We start from the raw sequence: 17,378 nt of genomic DNA on the forward strand, positions 1-17,378 counted from the left end.
GTAAATCCCTCATCCCCCTCGCCGCCATCGCGAAAGGGAAAAAGTGGACGACTTTTACGCCGCCCGCAGCAGCACTTCGCCGCCGCTACCGTGGTCTAATTTTGCACCGCCGTTCTCAGCCGCTTTGGCGAACCGGAAGAGGTTGCGGACGCAGTAATCTGGCTGCTGTCCGATCGTTCGGCCTTCGTCACCGGGCATCAGCTCGTGGTGGATGGCGGTTATTGCATTTAGATTTGTGCGGCAAACCGCATCGTTAGGAAAGGAATGAGGGCATGTTCAAAGCGATCGTGATGATCAAGCGGAAGCCGGGAACCTCACACGAGGACTTCGTGAAATATTATGAGGAGTTTCACTCCGCGCTTGGCGCGAGCAAGGTGCCGAACCTCAAAAAATATATCCGGCACCATATCGAACCCTATGGCGATGGCACCTACACGCTCGAGACCGAAGCGCCCTATGACGTGATCACTGAAATCTGGTTCGATGACGAGGAAGATTTCAAGCAGGGGATGGCCCATTTGAGCGAGCCGTCTGCCGCTGCGGAGATCGCCGAGGATGAACTCAAGTTCATGGATCGCGGCTCCATCCGTTTCTACACGATGCAGAATTATGAGACCGATCTGACGACCGGCAAGAGCATTGGGCAAGTCGACTAGGACAGAGACGTAACTCGGCGATTGCGAGCAACTTGAACCTGGACGGCGCGATGGCGTCGTCCGGGCAAGGGTCGCTTGTGCTTCGCTTTGAGTAAGGAGAGTGCGAATGCGCGCTGCGGTTTTCCACGGAGTGGGCCTCCCGCTTGCCATTGAGCAAGTGGCCGACCCTGAACCAAAGACAGGGCAGATTCTCATTGAGGTCAGCCATTGCGGGATTTGTGGTTCGGACCTTCACATGACCGAGCGCAATGGTCTGGCCAAGGCTGGCGCGGTGCTCGGGCATGAGTTTGCTGGCGTGGTAGTCGAAGGTGGGAGCGGGCGCTTTCAGTCTGGCACCAGGGTTACTGCGCTCCCACTGATGCCTTGCTGGGCTTGCAGCGAATGCAAAGATGGCCACCTGTTCCATTGCACACAGCCGCAACTGGTCGGTGTCACCGCGAACGGGGCTTACGCGCAGGCGGTCGTAGTCGACGAAAGACTGGTTCAGCCGCTTCCGGCCGGCGTGTCGTTCGAGGACGGCGCATTGGTCGAGCCACTTGCCGTCGGCCGTCGCATGGTGGGGCTGGCAGAGGGACTGAAGGACGCAAACATCTTGATCCAGGGCGGCGGTCCTGTTGGCGTTGCAGGGCTCATCTTCGCTAGGCTTGGCGGGGCCAGCAGGATCATCGTCAGCGAAATCAACGAGGCGCGCAGGGCCAAGGCTTTGGAACTGGGCGCTGACGGTGTCATCGATCCATCCAAGGAAGATCTTGCTGCGCGCGCTGCGGCACTGTGCGGCGAGCGTCCAGATATCGTCTTCGAATGCGTCGGGCGACCGGGCATGTTTGCTGACGCCGTCGCATCGGTTCGCCCGCGCGGTCAGATCGTGAGCGCTGGCGCAAGCTTCCAATATGATGGCTTCGTGCCGATCGACGCCTTGGTGAAGGAAATCACCATACGCTTCAGCGCCGGCTACACTCTGACCGACTTCGACGCGATCACCACGGCGATGGCCCAGGGCCAGATCGAAGGCGAGCGGCTCGTTACCGGCCGGATTTCTCTCGATGTGCTACCTGACACCTTCGAGAGCCTGCGCCTGCCCTCGGGGCACTGCAAGGTGATCGTCGATCTCAAGGCCTAAGGCCGGCGACGACTGAGTTCTGATCAACAAAATGACGAACAAGGGAGTGAGACATGAATAAAGCAAAATTGATGGGGGTTGGCTTCTCGATCCTGATCGGCGCGGCCTATACCGGCGCTGCCGCAGCGCAGGAGGCCCAGGAGAGCCAGCAGGGCGGTCTCCAGGATATTGTCGTGACTGCACAGAAGCGCAGCGAGAACATGCAGAAGGTGCCAATCGCGGTCACCGCGGTTTCGGGCGCCGATCTGGCCTCGTCCGGCGTGTCGGACATGCTCAATCTGCAGCAGAAGGCGCCGGGTCTCTATATCGGCACGGGCGGCGCTACGGCGCTGGTCTTCATTCGTGGCGTGGGCACGCAGAACCCATCGATAGGTGATGAGTCCAGCGTGGCGACCTATATCGACGGCGTCTATCAGGCATCTCCGGCGGCCAACCTGTTCAACCTGACCAACATCGACCGGATCGAGGTTCTCAAAGGGCCGCAAGGGACGCTGTTCGGACGCAATGCCACCGGCGGCCTCATCAACATCATCACGCGCACGCCGCAGTTCGAGACGCATGTCGAGGGATCGGTGAGCTTCGCCAACAAGGATCGGCTCGAAGTGTCGGCCTATGGCACTGCGCCGCTCAGCGACACTGTCGCCATCGATCTGGCCGGGCAATATTCCAACCAGTATGACGGCTTTGGCACGAACCTCATGACCGGAAACGACATTAACCGGGCCAAGGAATATTCGCTGCGGAGCAAGCTGCTTTTCAAGCCGTCGGATGATGCGAAGGTGACGCTGGCGGCCTATTATTCCCGGACAGATTCATCCTTCGGCCTTGGCCGCCGCCTCGCGCCAGGCGCGGTAGGAGTCGATGGCACGACTTACACGGGCGGGTTCTGGGACGTGGATACGCGTCTCGATGCGTTCAACGACGTCGAACGCTATGGTGCGTCCGCGCGGGTGGACTATGATTTCGGCGGAGTCGATCTTGTCTCGATCACGGCCTATCAGCGTGATGACGCGACCGAAGTCTTCACCCAGGACGCGGTCAAGGCGCCGATCGTGGATGTCGACATCGTAAACGGCAATCGCTTCTTCACGCAGGAAATTCAGTTGCTCTCGAACAATAGCAGCCGGTTGAGCTGGATCGCCGGCGCCTTCTTCATGAAGGGCCGCGCATTCTACGATCCGCTTGGGTTGAGTGGCTTGGGCGTCGGTGGCGATCTCAAGATATTCGGCGAGGTCAAGACGACTTCGTGGTCCGCCTTTGCCCAAGGCAATTACGAGATCACTGACAATACCAAGCTGACAGCCGGCATCCGCTATTCGTCCGACAAGCGCGAAATGAATGGCCATTCGACGCTGGATGGCACCGAACTGGTGACCGACGACCGCTCCAAGCGCTGGTCCGAGCCGACGTGGCGCGTTTCGCTCGATCATCAGGTCACACCTGATGTCCTCGTGTATGCCTCCTATAACCGCGGCTTCAAGAGCGGCGTTTTCTCCACCGCCCAACTCGGTGCGCCGGCCGCCAATCCCGAAAAGCTCGATGCCTATGAACTCGGGTTCAAATCGACCAATGCGTCGAAGACGATCCGGTTTAACGCGGCCGCCTATCTCTACAAATATAAGGATATTCAGCTGACCCAGACGCAGGGCGGTGCTCTGCTCGTGCTGAACGCCGCGAGGGCAACGCTCAAGGGTTTCGATTTCGAAGGCGAAGCGATGCTGACGGAGAATTTCAGCTTCACCTTCGGCGGGAACTATGTCGACAGCAAATATGACGAGTTCCTCAACGGACCGACCTATACGCCCAATCCTGCTGGCGGCAACACCATCGGCAGCGATGATTTGTCTGGCAACCGCTTGGTCCGGACGCCCAAGCTGACCGGTAATCTGGGTCTGAAGGGTAATTTCCCGATGGGCGACAACCGTCTGGTGACCCAGCTGAACCTCTATCACAGCGGCTCCTTCTTCTTCGAGGCGGAAAACCGGCTGAAGCAGAAGGCATACACCACCCTGGGCGGCGAGATTGCTTACGAGATCGGCGATCACTGGCGCGTATGGGCATTTGGGCGAAACATCACCAACAAGAAATATCTGGTATTCGGTGAATCCGGCGGTCTGGGCGACATCGTCTCGGCTGCACCTGGCCGTCTTTACGGCGTCGGCGCGGGCTTCCGCTTCTAAGGTCGCTTTACGACAGGAGTAAAACTATGCGCGCGGCAGTTTTCCAGGACGTCGGCATCCCATTGTCGATCGAGACCGTGCCCGATCCCGTTCCGGATGAGGGTGAGGTCGTCATCGAGATCGTACGTGCCGGCATTTGCGGTTCCGACCTTCACTGGACGGAGACGCCGGGGATATTGCCGAGCGGGCGCATTTTGGGGCACGAATTCTGCGGTACGGTCGTCGATCCCAACGGGTCGGCGATCGTCGCAGGCACTCGGGTGACAGCACTGCCCATCCACCCCTGCTGGCATTGCGCTGACTGCGAGCAAGGGCATATCTACCATTGTTCGGGCCAACAGGTGATTGGCCTGCAAAGAGATGGCGCATTGGCAAAGTTCATGGTGGCTGACGCGAGGCTCATCCAGATGCTGCCTGATGGGGTTGGTTTCGAGGAGGGCGCACTCGTCGAGCCGCTCGCCGTGGGGCACCATACAATCGGCCACGCCCGACAGCTCAAGGGAGCAAATGTGCTCATCCTGGGTGCGGGTCCGATAGGGCTAGCTGCGCTGTTGTTCGCTCTGCATGGCGGCGCTGCAAAGGTCATGTCGAGTGACCCCAGTCCCGGGCGTCGGCAGATGGCCATCGACATGGGCGCGCATGGCGCAATAAACCCGAAGGAGGAGGATGTCGAAGCGCGCTTTGCCGCGCTGTGTGGGACGCCGCCGGACATCGTCGTTGAATGTGTCGGCTATCCGGGCATGCTGGGCGAGGCGATCCGGCTTGTGCGCAAATGTGGTCAGATTTTGAGCGCCGGGGGCTCCTATCTTGCTGACAGCTTCGTCCCGATCGATGCTCTGGTGAAGGAGATCTCGATCGACTTCTCGCTCGCTTATGAAGTGGCTGACTTCGCCGCCGTCATCGACGCGATCGCCACAAATCAGGTAAAGCCGCAGCCGCTCATCACGGACCGCATCTCCCTCGACGACTTGCCGGAGAAGTTCGAAGCTCTGCGCAAACCCTCTACGACCTGCAAGTTGCTTATCGAGATATGATCATGGCAGATGACATCCATCATGAGCTGGCGGTCACCTTCCTCACAGCCATCGAAGAGGAGGACTGGGCTTGCCTGCACCGTGTTTGCGCGCCGGGCCTTTTGATCTGGCACAATGTCGATCGGGAAGATAAAATCTTCTTCGATTATCTGCCCTTCCTTGTGAACGTTCGTCGAAGGGCTGCGAACTGGAAATATCGAGAAACAGCCTATTGGGAGGTGAGAAACCGCTTCTTCCGGCAGTCTCTCCTCGATGCACGGTCGGCCGACGGGGTCGATCTGACAATCGCAACGTGCATCATCGGCGAGGTCGAGGCTGGTCGCATCACGCGTATCGACGAATACTATAATTTTGCGGACATCGCGCCCTTGCTGGATGCCAGCGGCAGTTGAAACCGCCGCGGGCTGATCAGATGAACACGATCTCGTAGATGAAGGCGATCGTGCGCAGGATTTCGGTTTCCGAAAAGATGTCGCGCCCCGTGAATTCGAGATACTCCATCGACACGGTGAACGGCGTGCCGCCAGCGCCTATGATATGATAGTAGAGACGGGCCGGGTCGCCCTCTCGTACCGACCCTTCCATCTGCCCACGCCGGATCAGATCGCGCACGCGCGTGAAATGCTCGCGCAGGAAATTGTCGATGACCCATTGGAGGCGGTCGGTTCCCTGGTTGCTTTCCATCGTCAAGATGCGATGCACCTGCGGATTTTCAGCGGAAAAGCGTACGAAACGCTCGATAAAGCGTCTCAGCTCGGCAGCGGCATGTTCCGTGGGACGTTCCGTGATGTCGTCGTCGATAACAGCCTCGGCATAGTTGCCGATGCTGTTTTCCATCGTGGCGCGCCACAACAGGTCCTTCGATTTGAAGTGATAAAGCACCAGCGTGTGCGTGACGTCGGCTCTTTCCGCGACAGCGCGGGTCGATGTGCCTTCAAAGCCAAATGCGCCAAAGCATTGAAGAGCGGCCTTCAGAACGCGCTCGCGGACATCGTCTCCGCGACGTCCTTTCTTGGACTTGGATCGCTTGGGCGATTCGACCTTGCCGTCGTCAGGGAGGCGGACGGCTACCCGGCCTCTATTCTCCCGAACTGGCTTGGCGATATAGTCTGTTCCCTTTTCCATATTCTGACCCGACTGCCCCATAGGCGCTGCGACATCAACCATTTTCGACATCGATCCTCACTACAGCGGTCAGGATAAAGCCGCAATATCGACGAATCTGGCGTGCAATCGTAAATTTCCTGACCATAAGATCAGAAATCTGATTGCCTCCGCGATGGCTGGCCCTATTGTGGCGGAAACGGGCGGCGGCACGGTTGGTGGCAACGCGATAATCATGATTAGGAGAGCACGGCATGCTGGACTTGAGTAGTCGAGTTGCGATTGTCACGGGCGCTGGAACGGGCATCGGCGAGGCGATTGCCACAGCGCTGTCACGGCGTGGCTGCGCGGTGCTGGTGAATGACTATGGGACAGACGTTGCGGGGCGGGGTGGTGAAGAGCAGAGCCGGGCCGATGCCGCTGCAACCCGTATCAGGAAGACTGGTGGAACGGCGGTAGCCTGCGCCGTCCCGGTCGGGACGCAGGAGAGTGCAGCGGCGATCATTGATGCCGCCATGTCAGCCTTTGGCCGTGTCGACATTCTCGTCAACAATGCCGGCTTTGGCGATTCGGGATCCCTTGAGGAGGTGAACGAGGATCGCTGGCGCTTTGGCCTCGATGTGCATCTGAACGGTCCACGTGCGCTCATGCATCTCGTTTGGCCTCATATGCGCGAAGCCGGCTTCGGGCGGATCGTGAACGTCGCCTCCAGCGTCTCCTTCGGTCGTGCCGGATACTCAAATTTCGCGTCCGCCAAGGCGGGGCTGATTGGCCTTTCTCGAGCGGCCGGGCTGGAAGGCACGGGGGCAGGCATCTGCGTCAACGCAATCCTGCCTACTGCGGACACAAGGGCGACCAGAAGCGGTCTGGAAGCTGCGGGAGAGCTCAGGATCAGGGACTGGTTCATCGAACATTTTCCACCGCATCAGGTGGGGGAGGCGGTCGCCTATCTCTGCAGCGATCAGTGCGCCATCTCCGGCGACGCCTTCATCGTCGGAGGCGGGCGCTTTGCCCGGATGGGCTATGCCGTCGCTCCCGGCTTCTTCGATCCGCAGATCAGCGCGGAAGCGGTCGCGGAGAATTTCGGGCAGGTCTCTGACTTTACTGACGCCGATATCGTCTTCGACAATCATGGCGAGCAGAACAGCTATATGCGGTTTATCCCCCGTCCCTGACGTCTGGATCGGCTTTTCCTCCTATCTAGGGAGCAAATGATGCCCGCACTTTCGTTGCCTTCCGTCATCATGTTCATCGGATCGGCCCTTCTACAGTTGGCCGGAGTTTCATTCCTTCCGGCCAGTCGAGGCTTCACTGCACCATTGCCGACTTTAGCGTCCGCCCTCTGCTTCCTGGGAGGCGTGTTCCTGCTGGCTCGGATCATCGCCAGTGGCGTCAATATAGGGACGCTGATCCCATTGAGTGCGGCCTTTGTCCCCCTTTGCGCGATTGCGTTTGGCGTGATGGTTTACGGCGAGCCGATCTCATGGGCGAAGGCGGCGATGCTCATCTTGGCTTGTGCTCTGGTCGCCCTTGCCAGCGCGACCTGAGGCCCCTCAAATTGGGCTTGATTTATATTGACCGTTAGGTCAGGTTCTTTGACAAGCGCCCGACAAGGCGTCGAACGAGGATGCTGCCACGCCAATCTCCCTGTCCACGACTGAGGATGTGTTGGAACGGTTGTGCGCCCGATAGGAAGAGAGAGATGAACGACCCATTCTACACCGCCGAGGTGCCGGCGCATGTGCCGGCAAACCTCATCCATGATTTCAACATCTTCGGGTATAATGACGGGGATTATTTCGAGATCATCGATGGTCTGTTCCGCCAGGGTGTGCCGCCCGTATTCTGGACAAGGCACAATGGCGGCCATTGGGTGGCGCTCGGTATTGAGGCGGTCAACGAAATGGCTGCCAAGCCCAATCTCTTTTCGACGCGCCGGCTGTTCGTTCCCGACAATCAGAACTCAGATGTGATGGAGTTCCCGCCGCTGGATGTCGAGCCCCCGCTTCACACCCACTACCGCGCTGTCGTCGCTCCCCTGTTCGGGCCTGACCGCGTCAAGACGGTGACCGACAATTTTCGGGCGCTCTGCCGTAAGCTTGCCCAGGATGTTCGTGATCGCGGCGAATGCGAGTTCATCGAAGAGGTCGCCTCGATTTTGCCGGTGCAGATTTTCCTCGATATCATGGACCTGCCGCGAGAGGATGGCCCGCACCTTCGCGCCGTTGCACACCGTATTCTCGATCCGAACGCTCAGGATGGCGGTGATCGGTCGATCCCACTCAATGAGATTGAGGACTATCTGCGCCCCATCATCCGAGGGAGGATGGAAGCGCCACAGAATGATGCGATCAGCGAACTGGTCAACTCGAAGGTGGATGGCCGGCCTCTGACCTATGAAGAAGCGTTCAAGCTAACCCGCGCGGTCCTGCTTGGCGGGCTCGATACGACGGTAGGCATGATGTCCTACATGACGCGCTATCTTGCGATGAATCCCCCGGCTCGCGCTGAGCTGCGCGGTAATTCCGACCTCATCCGCAAGGCAATCGAGGAATTTCTCCGTCGATACCCGGTGTCGGTGATCGGTCGCTGGATGACGGCGGATCACGACTTTCACGGGGCTCCTGTCAAGGCGGGGGATCATGTCCTTTGGCCGGTGGGAGCGTTCAACTTCGATCCGGTGAAATTTCCCGATCCCATGACGGTCGATTTTCTGCGTTCGGGCAACAGGCACGCGACATTCGGTGTAGGCGTCCACTTCTGTGTTGGAGCTTTCCTGGCTCGTGCGGAGCTTCGGATATTCCTTGAAGAATGGCTGGACATCTTGCCTGACTTTACGGTGCGCGAGGGCTTTGTGTCCAACTACCGCGGCGGCTTTACCGTGATCCTGGAGCGCCTCGATCTGGTGGTCGAAAAAGAAACCCTCGCTGCCGCCTGAGCAGCGAGATTTTGGCCAAATATTCACAACATGAGAAGGGAGAGGCTCTTATGAGCGAAATCGATCTGCGCGGTTTTCAGGATCGCGAGGCGCTGCGTGACATCCTCAGCGAAAAATGGTGCCGCGGCGTTGACAAGCTGAACTGGAAACTCATCCGTACAATGTACGAGGATGAGGTCACGGTCTTTTTCCAGGATCCGGCTCTTCCCGGCGTGCCTGCACCCCGCATTTGGCTGGTCGACGAATGGCTGCACTTCTGCCGCGCGATCGAGGGCTTCGATGTCACGTCGCATCATCTCTCGAACTTCCGATTCGATATCGAGGGCGATGCTGCGATCGTAAATACCTATTTGTGGGCCCAGCATATCCTGAATGGCGAGAGCTATGTAGTGGGCGGCGAATACACCCACAAGTTCCACCGGACGGCCGCTGGCTGGAAGCTCAATCATATCCAACTGGAGATCTGGTGGACCACTGGCGACGCCAAGCTTTTCGAGCAGGCTATGGAAATGGCACATGCGGGCCGTGCACCGCGCAGCGCCGGCGCGATCCGCTTCTGACCCTTCTCCCTGGAGGGGGGGGGGCTGGGCGGCTGCCGACAAGGCGGCCGCCCTTTTTCGTCATCATTGCGAACCCCATCGCGGTCAGGTTCGCGTGAAGGCCGATGCACGAGGTTCTTGGCAACTGGCCATAAGGTCAGTTATAGGGAGGGGCAATTTTTAAGCGCCGGGTTGAAGTGTGGCCCGGCGGCAAGAGAGGACAATGATGAGCGATCCGCACTATAACTCTGTCATTCCTGAGCATGTGCCGGCGAACCTGGTGCACGACTATAATGTGTATGACTATCAGGACCAAGACCCATTCCTCGCTGCCCATGCGCTCATGAAGAAGGGGCTGCCCGATATTTTCTGGTCTCGTCACAATGGCGGTCACTGGATCGTCACCGGCGCCGAAGGCATTTTGCAGACGGACCGGGACAATGATCATTTCAGCACCAAGCGCATGTTCGTCCCGGAACAGCTCAACCCCGAGACCCCCTTCTTTTTGCCAAACCAGACGGACCTCCCCGAGCATACCGTGGAAAAGAGCGTTATCGTTCCCCTGTTTGCGCCCAACCGAATCCAGCTTCTGGCCAAGGACATCCGCGAGATCGCCAATGAACTCATCGATCCGATCCTGGAGAGGGGCGAGTGTGAGTTCATTTCCGACTTCTCGTCGAAACTGCCCGTCATCATCTTCCTGAGCCTCGTGGACCTTCCCCGTGACGATCGGGAGAAGCTGATCAGTATCGCGCACCGCGTTCTGGATCCCAAGAACGAGCAGGTGAGAATGGCCGGCTTGGCTGACTTGGTCGGTTATCTGACCCCGATTATCGACGATCGTGCGGCAAATCCGCGTGACGATGTCATCAGCAAGATCGTGCATGACGGCATTCACGACAAGCAACTGACCAGGGACACGATTGTCAAACTGAGCTGCACAGTCCTGATGGGCGGCCTCGATACCGTGACGGCTTCCCTCACCTATCTTGCCCGGCATCTGGCGATGAGCCCGAAAGACCGTCAGCGCCTAGTGGACGAGCCCGGGATGATCCCGCGTGCGATCGAGGAAGTTCTTCGTCGCTACCCCGTTTCCAACCTCGCACGGCAGTTCACGCGCGACATGGATTACCGCGGGGTCAACGTGAGGAAGGACGACCGGATCGTCTGGTCGGCGGCGATGTCCAATCTCGATGAACGCAAATTCCCTGACGCCCTTCATGTCGATTTTGATCGCAAGCGGCAGCAGAGCGCCAGCTTCGGGCAGGGCATCCATTTCTGTCCTGGCGCGACCCTCGCTCGCACGGAACTACGCATCTTCGCCGAGGTCTGGCTGTCGCGGGTGCCCGATTTTCATATCAAGCCTGATGCGCAGATCCGCTATCGTGACGGTCATACGATCACACTCGACTGCCTCCCGCTGGCGATCGGTAAGGAATGAAGGCTAAGCAGATGGCATGAAAAGAGCCGCCGACACTCAGCTGTCGGCTGCTCTTTATATTTCTGTGTTAGACCGTCAATCTTCCGGAGCAATCTCAACCTTGAGGCCGTCGAGTTCGTCGCTCATGATGATTTGGCAGGAAAGGCGCGACCCAGCCTTGCGGTGATCGGAGCTGTCCAGAAGGTCATCTTCGGTCTCGCTCACCGCGGAGAGTTCACCTGCGGAATCGGGCTCGACATAGACGTGGCAAGTCGCGCACGAGCAGCAGCCGCCGCAAATGGCAAGCAACTCGTCAATGCCGGCATTGCGGATCGCTTCCATGACCGAATGGCCATTTGCAGCCTCAATATTGCGTGTTTCACCCTCGCGTGTCGTGACAATCAGTTTCGGCATTATGATCTCCCGGGCGCACCAGCCTTGCGCCTCTCGCGGGCCGGTGCTGTCTTTGAAATGACAAGACGGACCTTGCATTACCTGACCGAAAGGTCAATATGGATGGTGGTCGAATGATGATCCGGCCAGTAGGGCACCGGGTCTCATCGCAACCCAAGGAGGGGAATATGAACGATTGGGTGGTCGCATGAGTGGTGCGGTAGCGGACGGGCTACAGCCTATGCTGGAAGGTATGCGTATTATCGAGATTGGCCATTTCGTGGCCGCCCCCTTCGCGACGCGGCTGCTCGCAGATCTCGGAGCAGAGATAATCAAGATCGAGCCTCTGACCGGCGACCCTGTTCGGCAATGGGGTGAGATGGTGGATGGTCACTCGCTCTGGTGGTCCGTCCACGGGCGTAACAAAAAGTCGATCGCTCTCAATCTGAAAGATCCCGACGCGAAGGCTCTGGTGCTGCGACTGGTAGCCGAGGCGGACGCCGTCGTTGAAAATTTCCGTCCTGGCCAACTGGAGAAGCTGGGCCTTGGGCCTGAAGTCCTGCGTGAAGCAAAGTCGGATCTCGTCGTGGCCCATATCTCTGGCTATGGCCAGGACGGGCCGGGACGCGATCGCGCGGCTTTTGGCCTTATTGGTGAAGCCGTGGGAGGATTGCGCTATCTGACCAATCATGCCCCGGGTACGACCGATCTTCCGCCGGTCCGGGTGGGCGTCAGCATTGGCGACTCCATAGCAGGGCTATATGCCGCATTTGGTATCGTTTCCGCGCTGTGGCAGCGTGATCGCAAAGGCGGGGACGGTGCTGCGCGGACGGTGGATGTTGCGCTGAGCGAGAGTGTTTTGAGCATGATGGAAGGCATGCTGCCTGAATATGGGATGCTCGGTAAGATCAAGCAGCCGACCGGCGGGGCGATCGCAACGGCAGCGCCCACTAACGCCTATCCGACGAAGGATGGGAACTGGGTGCTCATAGGGGCAAATTCCGACCCTCTGTTCGGTAAGCTCGCAGCATTGATGGAAGCGCCTGAACTGCTCACGGATCCATCTTACGTCGGAAATCGCAGTCGCGTTCTGCACGCTGAGCAACTCGACGCGCGGATCGCTGAATGGACACGCCGATATGATATCGCAGATTTGCTCGCGATGCTCGACAAGGCGGATATCCCAAATTCGAAGGCTTATACTGCCGCAGATTGCGCGGCCGATCCGCAATATCGCGCCCGGCGCATGGTCCGGGAGGTAGAGGATCCAGCGTTCGATCGGCCCATATTGCATGCCGGTGTGGTCCCACATGTCGTCGAGTCACCAGGTGAGGTTCGATGGGCTGGGCCGGCGGTTGGCGCCCATACCGACGAAGTCCTGTTCGAGCTGGCTGGTGTCAGTGCAGAAGAAATAGCGCGGTTGCGCAGCAAGGGAGCTATTGGCTGATGGACAGCATCGAATTGGTCGAGGTCGGTCCGCGGGATGGCTTCCAGTCGGTAGGCCCGGTTATCCCTACAAAAGACAAGATCGCGATCCTGCATGCGCTCCACGCCGCAGGCATTCGGCGCGTGGAAGCGACCTCCTTCGTCAGCGAAACGGCGGTGCCGCAGATGGCGGATGCGGTCGAAGTGCTCCACGCAGCGCAGGCGCTTGATGGTTGTGACCCGCAAGTGCTTGTCCCCAATCTGCGTCATGCCGAACGGGCTCTGCGTGCCGGTGCTCGGCATGTGGCGTTCGTTCTTTCTGTTAGCGAGGCCCATAATCGAAGCAACGTAAAACGCTCTCCGGCAGAGTCCGCAGCGGAATATGGCCGCATCGTCGATCTGCTTCCTGATGGTACGAAGCTGCGTCTAAACCTCGCGACTGCCTTCGATTGCCCTTATGACGGTACGGTAGACGACGAGGCGACACTGGCGCTGCTGGAGCGGCTTTTGCCTTTGGCGCCACACGCCGAGATTGCCTTGTGCGATACTACCGGACGGGTTGTTCCCAGCCATGTGTCTCGCCTTTTCGAGAAATCCATGTCTGCGTTTCCAGGCGTCAAATGGGCTTTCCATGCCCATGATACCTATGGCTTGGGAGCTGCCAATACACTGACAGCCTATAACGCTGGGGTGCGGGTGTTCGACGCGTCCGTCGCGGGGCTCGGAGGCTGCCCATTCGCGCCTGGCGCGACGGGGAATGTAGCGACTGAGGATCTGCTCTGGATGTTCGAGGGTATGCAGGTCGATACTGGTGTCGATGCTGCAGCATTTGTCGACGTGGCGCGCCAGGTTGCTGCCATTCCTGGAGGGCAGACAGGCGGGCGCGTCCGTGAGGCGCTTTCCTCTAAGCGCTGCGCGGCCTGACGGGAGCCCTTCTGATGCCTATTCCACTTCATGACGCGTTTATTCCTTCTGCGCGCCAAATCCTGGGGTCAACAACAGCGCTTCTCGATCAGGCCCGGCGGTATTGCGAAGAGAAAGGCGTATCCGAGGAGGTTCTTCTCGGCGTCCGGCTGATTGCCGACATGGCGCCGCTTTCCTTCCAGCTCAAGCAGGTGGCAGTACATACTGCCGGCGCGATCAACGCGGTCCGGGAAGGGCGTTTCGCGCCCGACTTCGCGCCGATTGCGCTGAGCCTTGAGGCCCATGCAGAGCTTTTACACGGAGCCGACGGTGTCCTTGCTTCGATCACAACGGACGAAGCTGAGCAATGGATCGACGGCCGGGTCGTCGTGGAGTTGGGAGCGACCAAGCTTCCCTTTGTAGCGCGTGATTATCTGCTCTCGCTGGCACAGCCCAATTTCTATTTCCACGCGAGCTGTGCCTATGCGCTGCTGCGGCAGCAAGGACTGGAGATCGGCAAACGCGATTTCATGGGCAGTATTCGTATCACCCCCGATGCGTAATCAGGGTGGGGGCATCAAAGAGAATAGCCACCGTCGATGTCGATGATCTGGCCCGTAACATAAGCGGCCTGAAGCGAACTCAGATACAAAATGAGATCTGCCACTTCGGCCGGGCTGCCCGTTCTGCCTAGCGGCGTCTGCGCGACGGCGTTGCGGATCACCGCTGAGGCGGGTCCTTCCATGATCTTGCTGGCCATGCCGCCGCCTTCAAGAACGCCAGGGGCTACCGCATTTGCGCGGATGTTGGCGCCGCCCTCCTCGAGCGCAAGATATTCGACGAGTTTGGCCACGGCGACCTTGGGTGTCGAGGCGAGACCGTAGCCCGGCGATTTCTTGTCGATCGCCGGCGTGACAATGGTTGTGATCGAGCCGCCGCCCTTTATCCGCATCCTGGGAACTGCGGCCTGGACTACATGGAGGAAGCCGAACAGGTCCATGTCGAGCTTCAGGCGGAGTTGATCCAGTGGTCCGTCAGCCACCAGGCCGCTGCCATAGCGCGCGCCGTGGCAAAGAATGGTGGAGTGGATCCTCCCATGCCGCTCATCTGCGAAGGCAACGACCTGTTCGACCGACGCCCGTGAAGTGATGTCGCACGACAAGACATCTGCACGTTGATGCCAGTCGTTAGCCAGGCCTTCCGTGCCGGAGTGCGCTGTCAGCACCAGGTTGACACCTGCGGCAGCGAACGCCGTGGTGACGGCCTGACCGATTGCGCCTGAAGCGCCAAATATGATCGCGCAGCCCGACGGAAAGCGGAACCGGGCTTCCGTCGGCGCTGCGCGATCATCCACCATGGTCCTTAACGCTCCGCTGTCGGGAAGCGGGGCGTCAACCAGTTGACCAGGTGGGTGCAGGCTCGGTCGCGCTCTGGGATCGGTTGCCCATAATGATCCGCGGCGCAATATTCGATCGTCTTGTCGGTGGCAGCCGAAGCTTCCATCTGCCTGAGATTATCTTCTGGGAAGCAGGCATTATCTCCCGTGTAGATGATCATCAGGGTAGGCTGGGGAATGTCCGCTATGTTGCGCTCGATCTCGGCGCGTGTGCCGCCTGCCGACCAGCTGGACAGCCATGCTCTGGGCGTGATGTAGCGCGCAAAGCCGCCTTCGGAATAGTTAAGCTTGTCTGGGCGAGGGCCGATCAATGAACCAACGTCACGGGTGGAACCCTCGGCGAACAGCGACAGGTCGACATAGGCGGGATTGGCCTCGGTGCGATAGATTGTGAGATATTTCGCGACAGTCGCGTGCCGCGTGATCCTGATCTGCTCCTCGACCGGCAGCGTATCGAAGTCGGGCTGCTTCATGCGCTCCTGCCACCGCCGGCGTTCTTGCTCGATCTGCAAGGCGACGGCGTCGATCCTGCGGCTGCGCGCGATCTGAGCCGCCTCATACTTGGCCAGAAACTCTTTTGAGTAGGTGCTCACCTGCGGCGGTATGCGAAAGCCGTTGGCCGGGTTGTACATGTCCAGTTCGGGGTCACAGGACAGGGGATCATGTTCGTCGGTCACCGATGGATCGATGCAACGCTGCATGAACACGCCTTCGCCAGGGTGTACGGCCATGAATGCGATGCCGTCGGCGACCGGCATGTCGAGGCCGGCAAGATCAATCGGCTCACCCGCAGCAGTGTCCTTCAGGCGATCGGTCGGGGCCTTGACCGCCTGGCTCTGGTAGAAGGAGAAGAGGCCGCCGCCGCCGCTGTTGCCGACAAGAATGATCTTCTCGAACCCGCGGTTCTTCAGTTCGCGAAGCCCGGCCGCGATGTCGAAAAGCAGCTTTTCGTGCTCGGTATCGACGTCGTTGTTGAGGTTGCGGCACTGGTGGTTGTAGCCCGCGAAACCTGCCTCGAGCAGGAATGGAAAGGCATAATGGCGGCTCATGTCGCCGCGCGGATGACTGAAGCACACAACGGTCTTTTCGCCGCCGCGGGTATAGAGAATGCCGCGAGACTTGCCGCCATCGGCAGCCAGCGTGGGGATGGTCTCGATGACCGTCCCTTCAGGTACCGATACGAAGTCGATCAGGCCGACGCCTGGCGAAGCGCCGTGACTTTGGGTTTCTTCTGCCGTGAACATCAGCGCGCCATCAGTTGCTTCGGGCATTGGCCTTTTCTCCTGTTTCATATCTCGCGCGACCGCACTTGCGTGCGCGCATTGCTCTTCTGGTCGGGCGGGCAGTGGCGCCCTGCAAACTGGTTGCTGCGCCGGACATCGTCGCGGACGACGATTAGACTACCTCTCCCTCGCAATTTATATCGTACATTGACCTTCCGGTCAGTTCGTGTCTAGTTTCATGTCGTTCCGGTTGCAACGCCAGAAACGCACCGGATCGTAATTTGCATGAAGGGAGAGAGGATATGAAAGCGCTAGAAGGGCGTGTGGCTGTCGTCACGGGCGGCTCTCGCGGGATCGGGGCGGCGATCGTCAAGCGTCTCGCTGAGGAAGGCGCAACTGTGCTTTTCACCTATGTCTCGAGTGAGGCGGCGGCGCTTGCGCTGGCGCGGGAAGCGGGAGGCGCGGTCGTGCCGCTGAAAGCAGATTCGGGCAATGTGGAGGATGTTCGCCGGGTGATTGCCACCGCGATCGACGAACATGGCCGTCTCGACATTCTGGTCAATTCGGCTGGTGTGGTGGAGCTCGTTTCGATTGATGAAGCAACCCTCGAAGCATTCGACTCGATCTACGGTGTGAATGTTCGTGGGACGTTCGTCGCCATGAACGCCGCAGCCAAAGTGATGGGCGAGGGCGGAAGGATCATCAACATCGGCAGCATCAGCAGTGACGTGATGCCGTTCCCCGGCGCATCCATATACGGGTCGAGCAAGGCGGCGGTCGCGGCCATGGCGCGCTGCGCCGCACGAGACCTCGGACCGCGCGGGATCACCGTCAACACGGTCCAGGTGGGCCCTGTCGATACCGATATGAACCGTGAAGACTCCGAATGGGCGGCGGGCGTTCTTCGGACCATGGCCATACCGCGTTACGGCCGACCTGAAGAGGTCGCCGACATGGTCGCATGGCTGGCTGGCCCGACAAGCGCTTTCGTAACGGGTTCGACACTCCGGATCGATGGCGGCTCGGCTGCCTGATCCCCAACATTAT

Annotated in this window: 18 protein-coding genes and 1 pseudogene; 15 read left to right on the forward strand and 4 right to left on the reverse strand. The window is 59.4% G+C overall.

Annotation, left to right across the window (positions count from 1 at the left end; all coding sequences use genetic code 11):
* Window positions 1–120 precede the first annotated feature (120 nt).
* The 6 genes and pseudogenes from GQO94_RS21295 to GQO94_RS19995 all read left to right on the forward strand — a co-directional run.
* Window positions 121–231: pseudogene (locus GQO94_RS21295) on the forward strand (SDR family oxidoreductase); the annotation flags it as partial.
* Between the two features lie 41 nt (window positions 232–272).
* Window positions 273–656 carry an EthD domain-containing protein gene (locus tag GQO94_RS19975; RefSeq protein WP_156843143.1) on the forward strand — a complete coding sequence of 128 codons (384 nt, stop codon included), beginning with the start codon at window positions 273–275 and terminating at the stop codon, window positions 654–656.
* A gap of 106 nt (window positions 657–762) precedes the next feature.
* Window positions 763–1,776: a zinc-binding dehydrogenase gene (locus tag GQO94_RS19980; RefSeq protein ID WP_156843144.1), complete on the forward strand. Its 1,014-nt coding sequence runs from the start codon at window positions 763–765 to the stop codon at window positions 1,774–1,776.
* Window positions 1,777–1,829: 53 nt separating this feature from the next.
* A complete protein-coding gene (locus tag GQO94_RS19985) occupies window positions 1,830–3,956 on the forward strand; it encodes a TonB-dependent receptor (RefSeq protein WP_156843145.1) in 2,127 nt (708 codons plus the stop codon).
* 26 nt (window positions 3,957–3,982) lie between these two features.
* Entirely contained in the window at window positions 3,983–4,990 is a 1,008-nt protein-coding gene (locus tag GQO94_RS19990) for a zinc-dependent alcohol dehydrogenase (protein WP_156843146.1), read from the forward strand.
* Window positions 4,991–4,992: 2 nt separating this feature from the next.
* Entirely contained in the window at window positions 4,993–5,382 is a 390-nt protein-coding gene (locus GQO94_RS19995; protein ID WP_156843147.1) for a hypothetical protein, read from the forward strand.
* A 16-nt stretch (window positions 5,383–5,398) separates the two neighbouring features.
* Here the strand turns inward: GQO94_RS19995 and GQO94_RS20000 are convergent, their stop codons facing one another.
* Entirely contained in the window at window positions 5,399–6,115 is a 717-nt protein-coding gene (locus tag GQO94_RS20000; protein ID WP_198046076.1) for a TetR/AcrR family transcriptional regulator, read from the reverse strand.
* A gap of 233 nt (window positions 6,116–6,348) precedes the next feature.
* Between GQO94_RS20000 and GQO94_RS20005 the strand changes: the two genes are divergently transcribed.
* The 5 genes from GQO94_RS20005 to GQO94_RS20025 all read left to right on the forward strand — a co-directional run bounded on the left by GQO94_RS20005 (window position 6,349) and on the right by GQO94_RS20025 (window position 11,012).
* Window positions 6,349–7,269, forward strand: coding sequence for an SDR family NAD(P)-dependent oxidoreductase (locus tag GQO94_RS20005; RefSeq protein WP_156843149.1), 921 nt, complete (start codon window positions 6,349–6,351; stop codon window positions 7,267–7,269).
* A 39-nt stretch (window positions 7,270–7,308) separates the two neighbouring features.
* Window positions 7,309–7,641: a hypothetical protein gene (locus GQO94_RS20010; RefSeq protein WP_156843150.1), complete on the forward strand. Its 333-nt coding sequence runs from the start codon at window positions 7,309–7,311 to the stop codon at window positions 7,639–7,641.
* Window positions 7,642–7,796: 155 nt separating this feature from the next.
* A complete protein-coding gene (locus GQO94_RS20015) occupies window positions 7,797–9,032 on the forward strand; it encodes a cytochrome P450 (RefSeq protein ID WP_198046077.1) in 1,236 nt (411 codons plus the stop codon).
* An 11-nt stretch (window positions 9,033–9,043) separates the two neighbouring features.
* On the forward strand, window positions 9,044–9,592 hold the full coding sequence (locus tag GQO94_RS20020) for a nuclear transport factor 2 family protein (RefSeq protein ID WP_156843152.1): 549 nt from the start codon (window positions 9,044–9,046) through the stop codon (window positions 9,590–9,592).
* A 202-nt stretch (window positions 9,593–9,794) separates the two neighbouring features.
* Window positions 9,795–11,012: a cytochrome P450 gene (locus GQO94_RS20025; protein WP_156843153.1), complete on the forward strand. Its 1,218-nt coding sequence runs from the start codon at window positions 9,795–9,797 to the stop codon at window positions 11,010–11,012.
* 75 nt (window positions 11,013–11,087) lie between these two features.
* Here GQO94_RS20025 and GQO94_RS20030 read toward each other — a convergent pair whose 3' ends face one another.
* A complete protein-coding gene (locus GQO94_RS20030) occupies window positions 11,088–11,405 on the reverse strand; it encodes a 2Fe-2S iron-sulfur cluster-binding protein (protein ID WP_156843168.1) in 318 nt (105 codons plus the stop codon).
* 220 nt (window positions 11,406–11,625) lie between these two features.
* Between GQO94_RS20030 and GQO94_RS20035 the strand changes: the two genes are divergently transcribed.
* Genes GQO94_RS20035 through GQO94_RS20045 form a run of 3 tightly spaced genes read left to right on the forward strand, consistent with a single transcriptional unit; the run spans window position 11,626 to window position 14,275 of the window.
* Complete coding sequence (locus GQO94_RS20035) at window positions 11,626–12,831, forward strand: CaiB/BaiF CoA transferase family protein (protein WP_232333050.1); 1,206 nt, start codon at window positions 11,626–11,628, stop codon at window positions 12,829–12,831.
* Entirely contained in the window at window positions 12,831–13,733 is a 903-nt protein-coding gene (locus GQO94_RS20040; protein WP_156843155.1) for a hydroxymethylglutaryl-CoA lyase, read from the forward strand. Before GQO94_RS20035 ends, GQO94_RS20040 begins: the two co-directional genes overlap by 1 nt.
* 14 nt (window positions 13,734–13,747) lie before the next feature.
* Entirely contained in the window at window positions 13,748–14,275 is a 528-nt protein-coding gene (locus GQO94_RS20045) for a DUF1993 family protein (protein WP_156843156.1), read from the forward strand.
* A gap of 14 nt (window positions 14,276–14,289) precedes the next feature.
* Here GQO94_RS20045 and GQO94_RS20050 read toward each other — a convergent pair whose 3' ends face one another.
* Together GQO94_RS20050 and GQO94_RS20055 are read right to left on the reverse strand one after the other, a co-directional pair.
* Window positions 14,290–15,069 carry an SDR family NAD(P)-dependent oxidoreductase gene (locus tag GQO94_RS20050; protein WP_156843157.1) on the reverse strand — a complete coding sequence of 260 codons (780 nt, stop codon included), beginning with the start codon at window positions 15,067–15,069 and terminating at the stop codon, window positions 14,290–14,292.
* A gap of 5 nt (window positions 15,070–15,074) precedes the next feature.
* Complete coding sequence (locus tag GQO94_RS20055) at window positions 15,075–16,379, reverse strand: alpha/beta fold hydrolase (protein WP_156843158.1); 1,305 nt, start codon at window positions 16,377–16,379, stop codon at window positions 15,075–15,077.
* Window positions 16,380–16,633: 254 nt separating this feature from the next.
* Between GQO94_RS20055 and GQO94_RS20060 the strand changes: the two genes are divergently transcribed.
* On the forward strand, window positions 16,634–17,365 hold the full coding sequence (locus GQO94_RS20060) for an SDR family oxidoreductase (protein ID WP_156843159.1): 732 nt from the start codon (window positions 16,634–16,636) through the stop codon (window positions 17,363–17,365).
* Window positions 17,366–17,378 lie beyond the last annotated feature (13 nt).

This window comes from Novosphingobium aquimarinum, from assembly GCF_009746585.1.
Classification (GTDB): domain Bacteria; phylum Pseudomonadota; class Alphaproteobacteria; order Sphingomonadales; family Sphingomonadaceae; genus Novosphingobium; species Novosphingobium aquimarinum.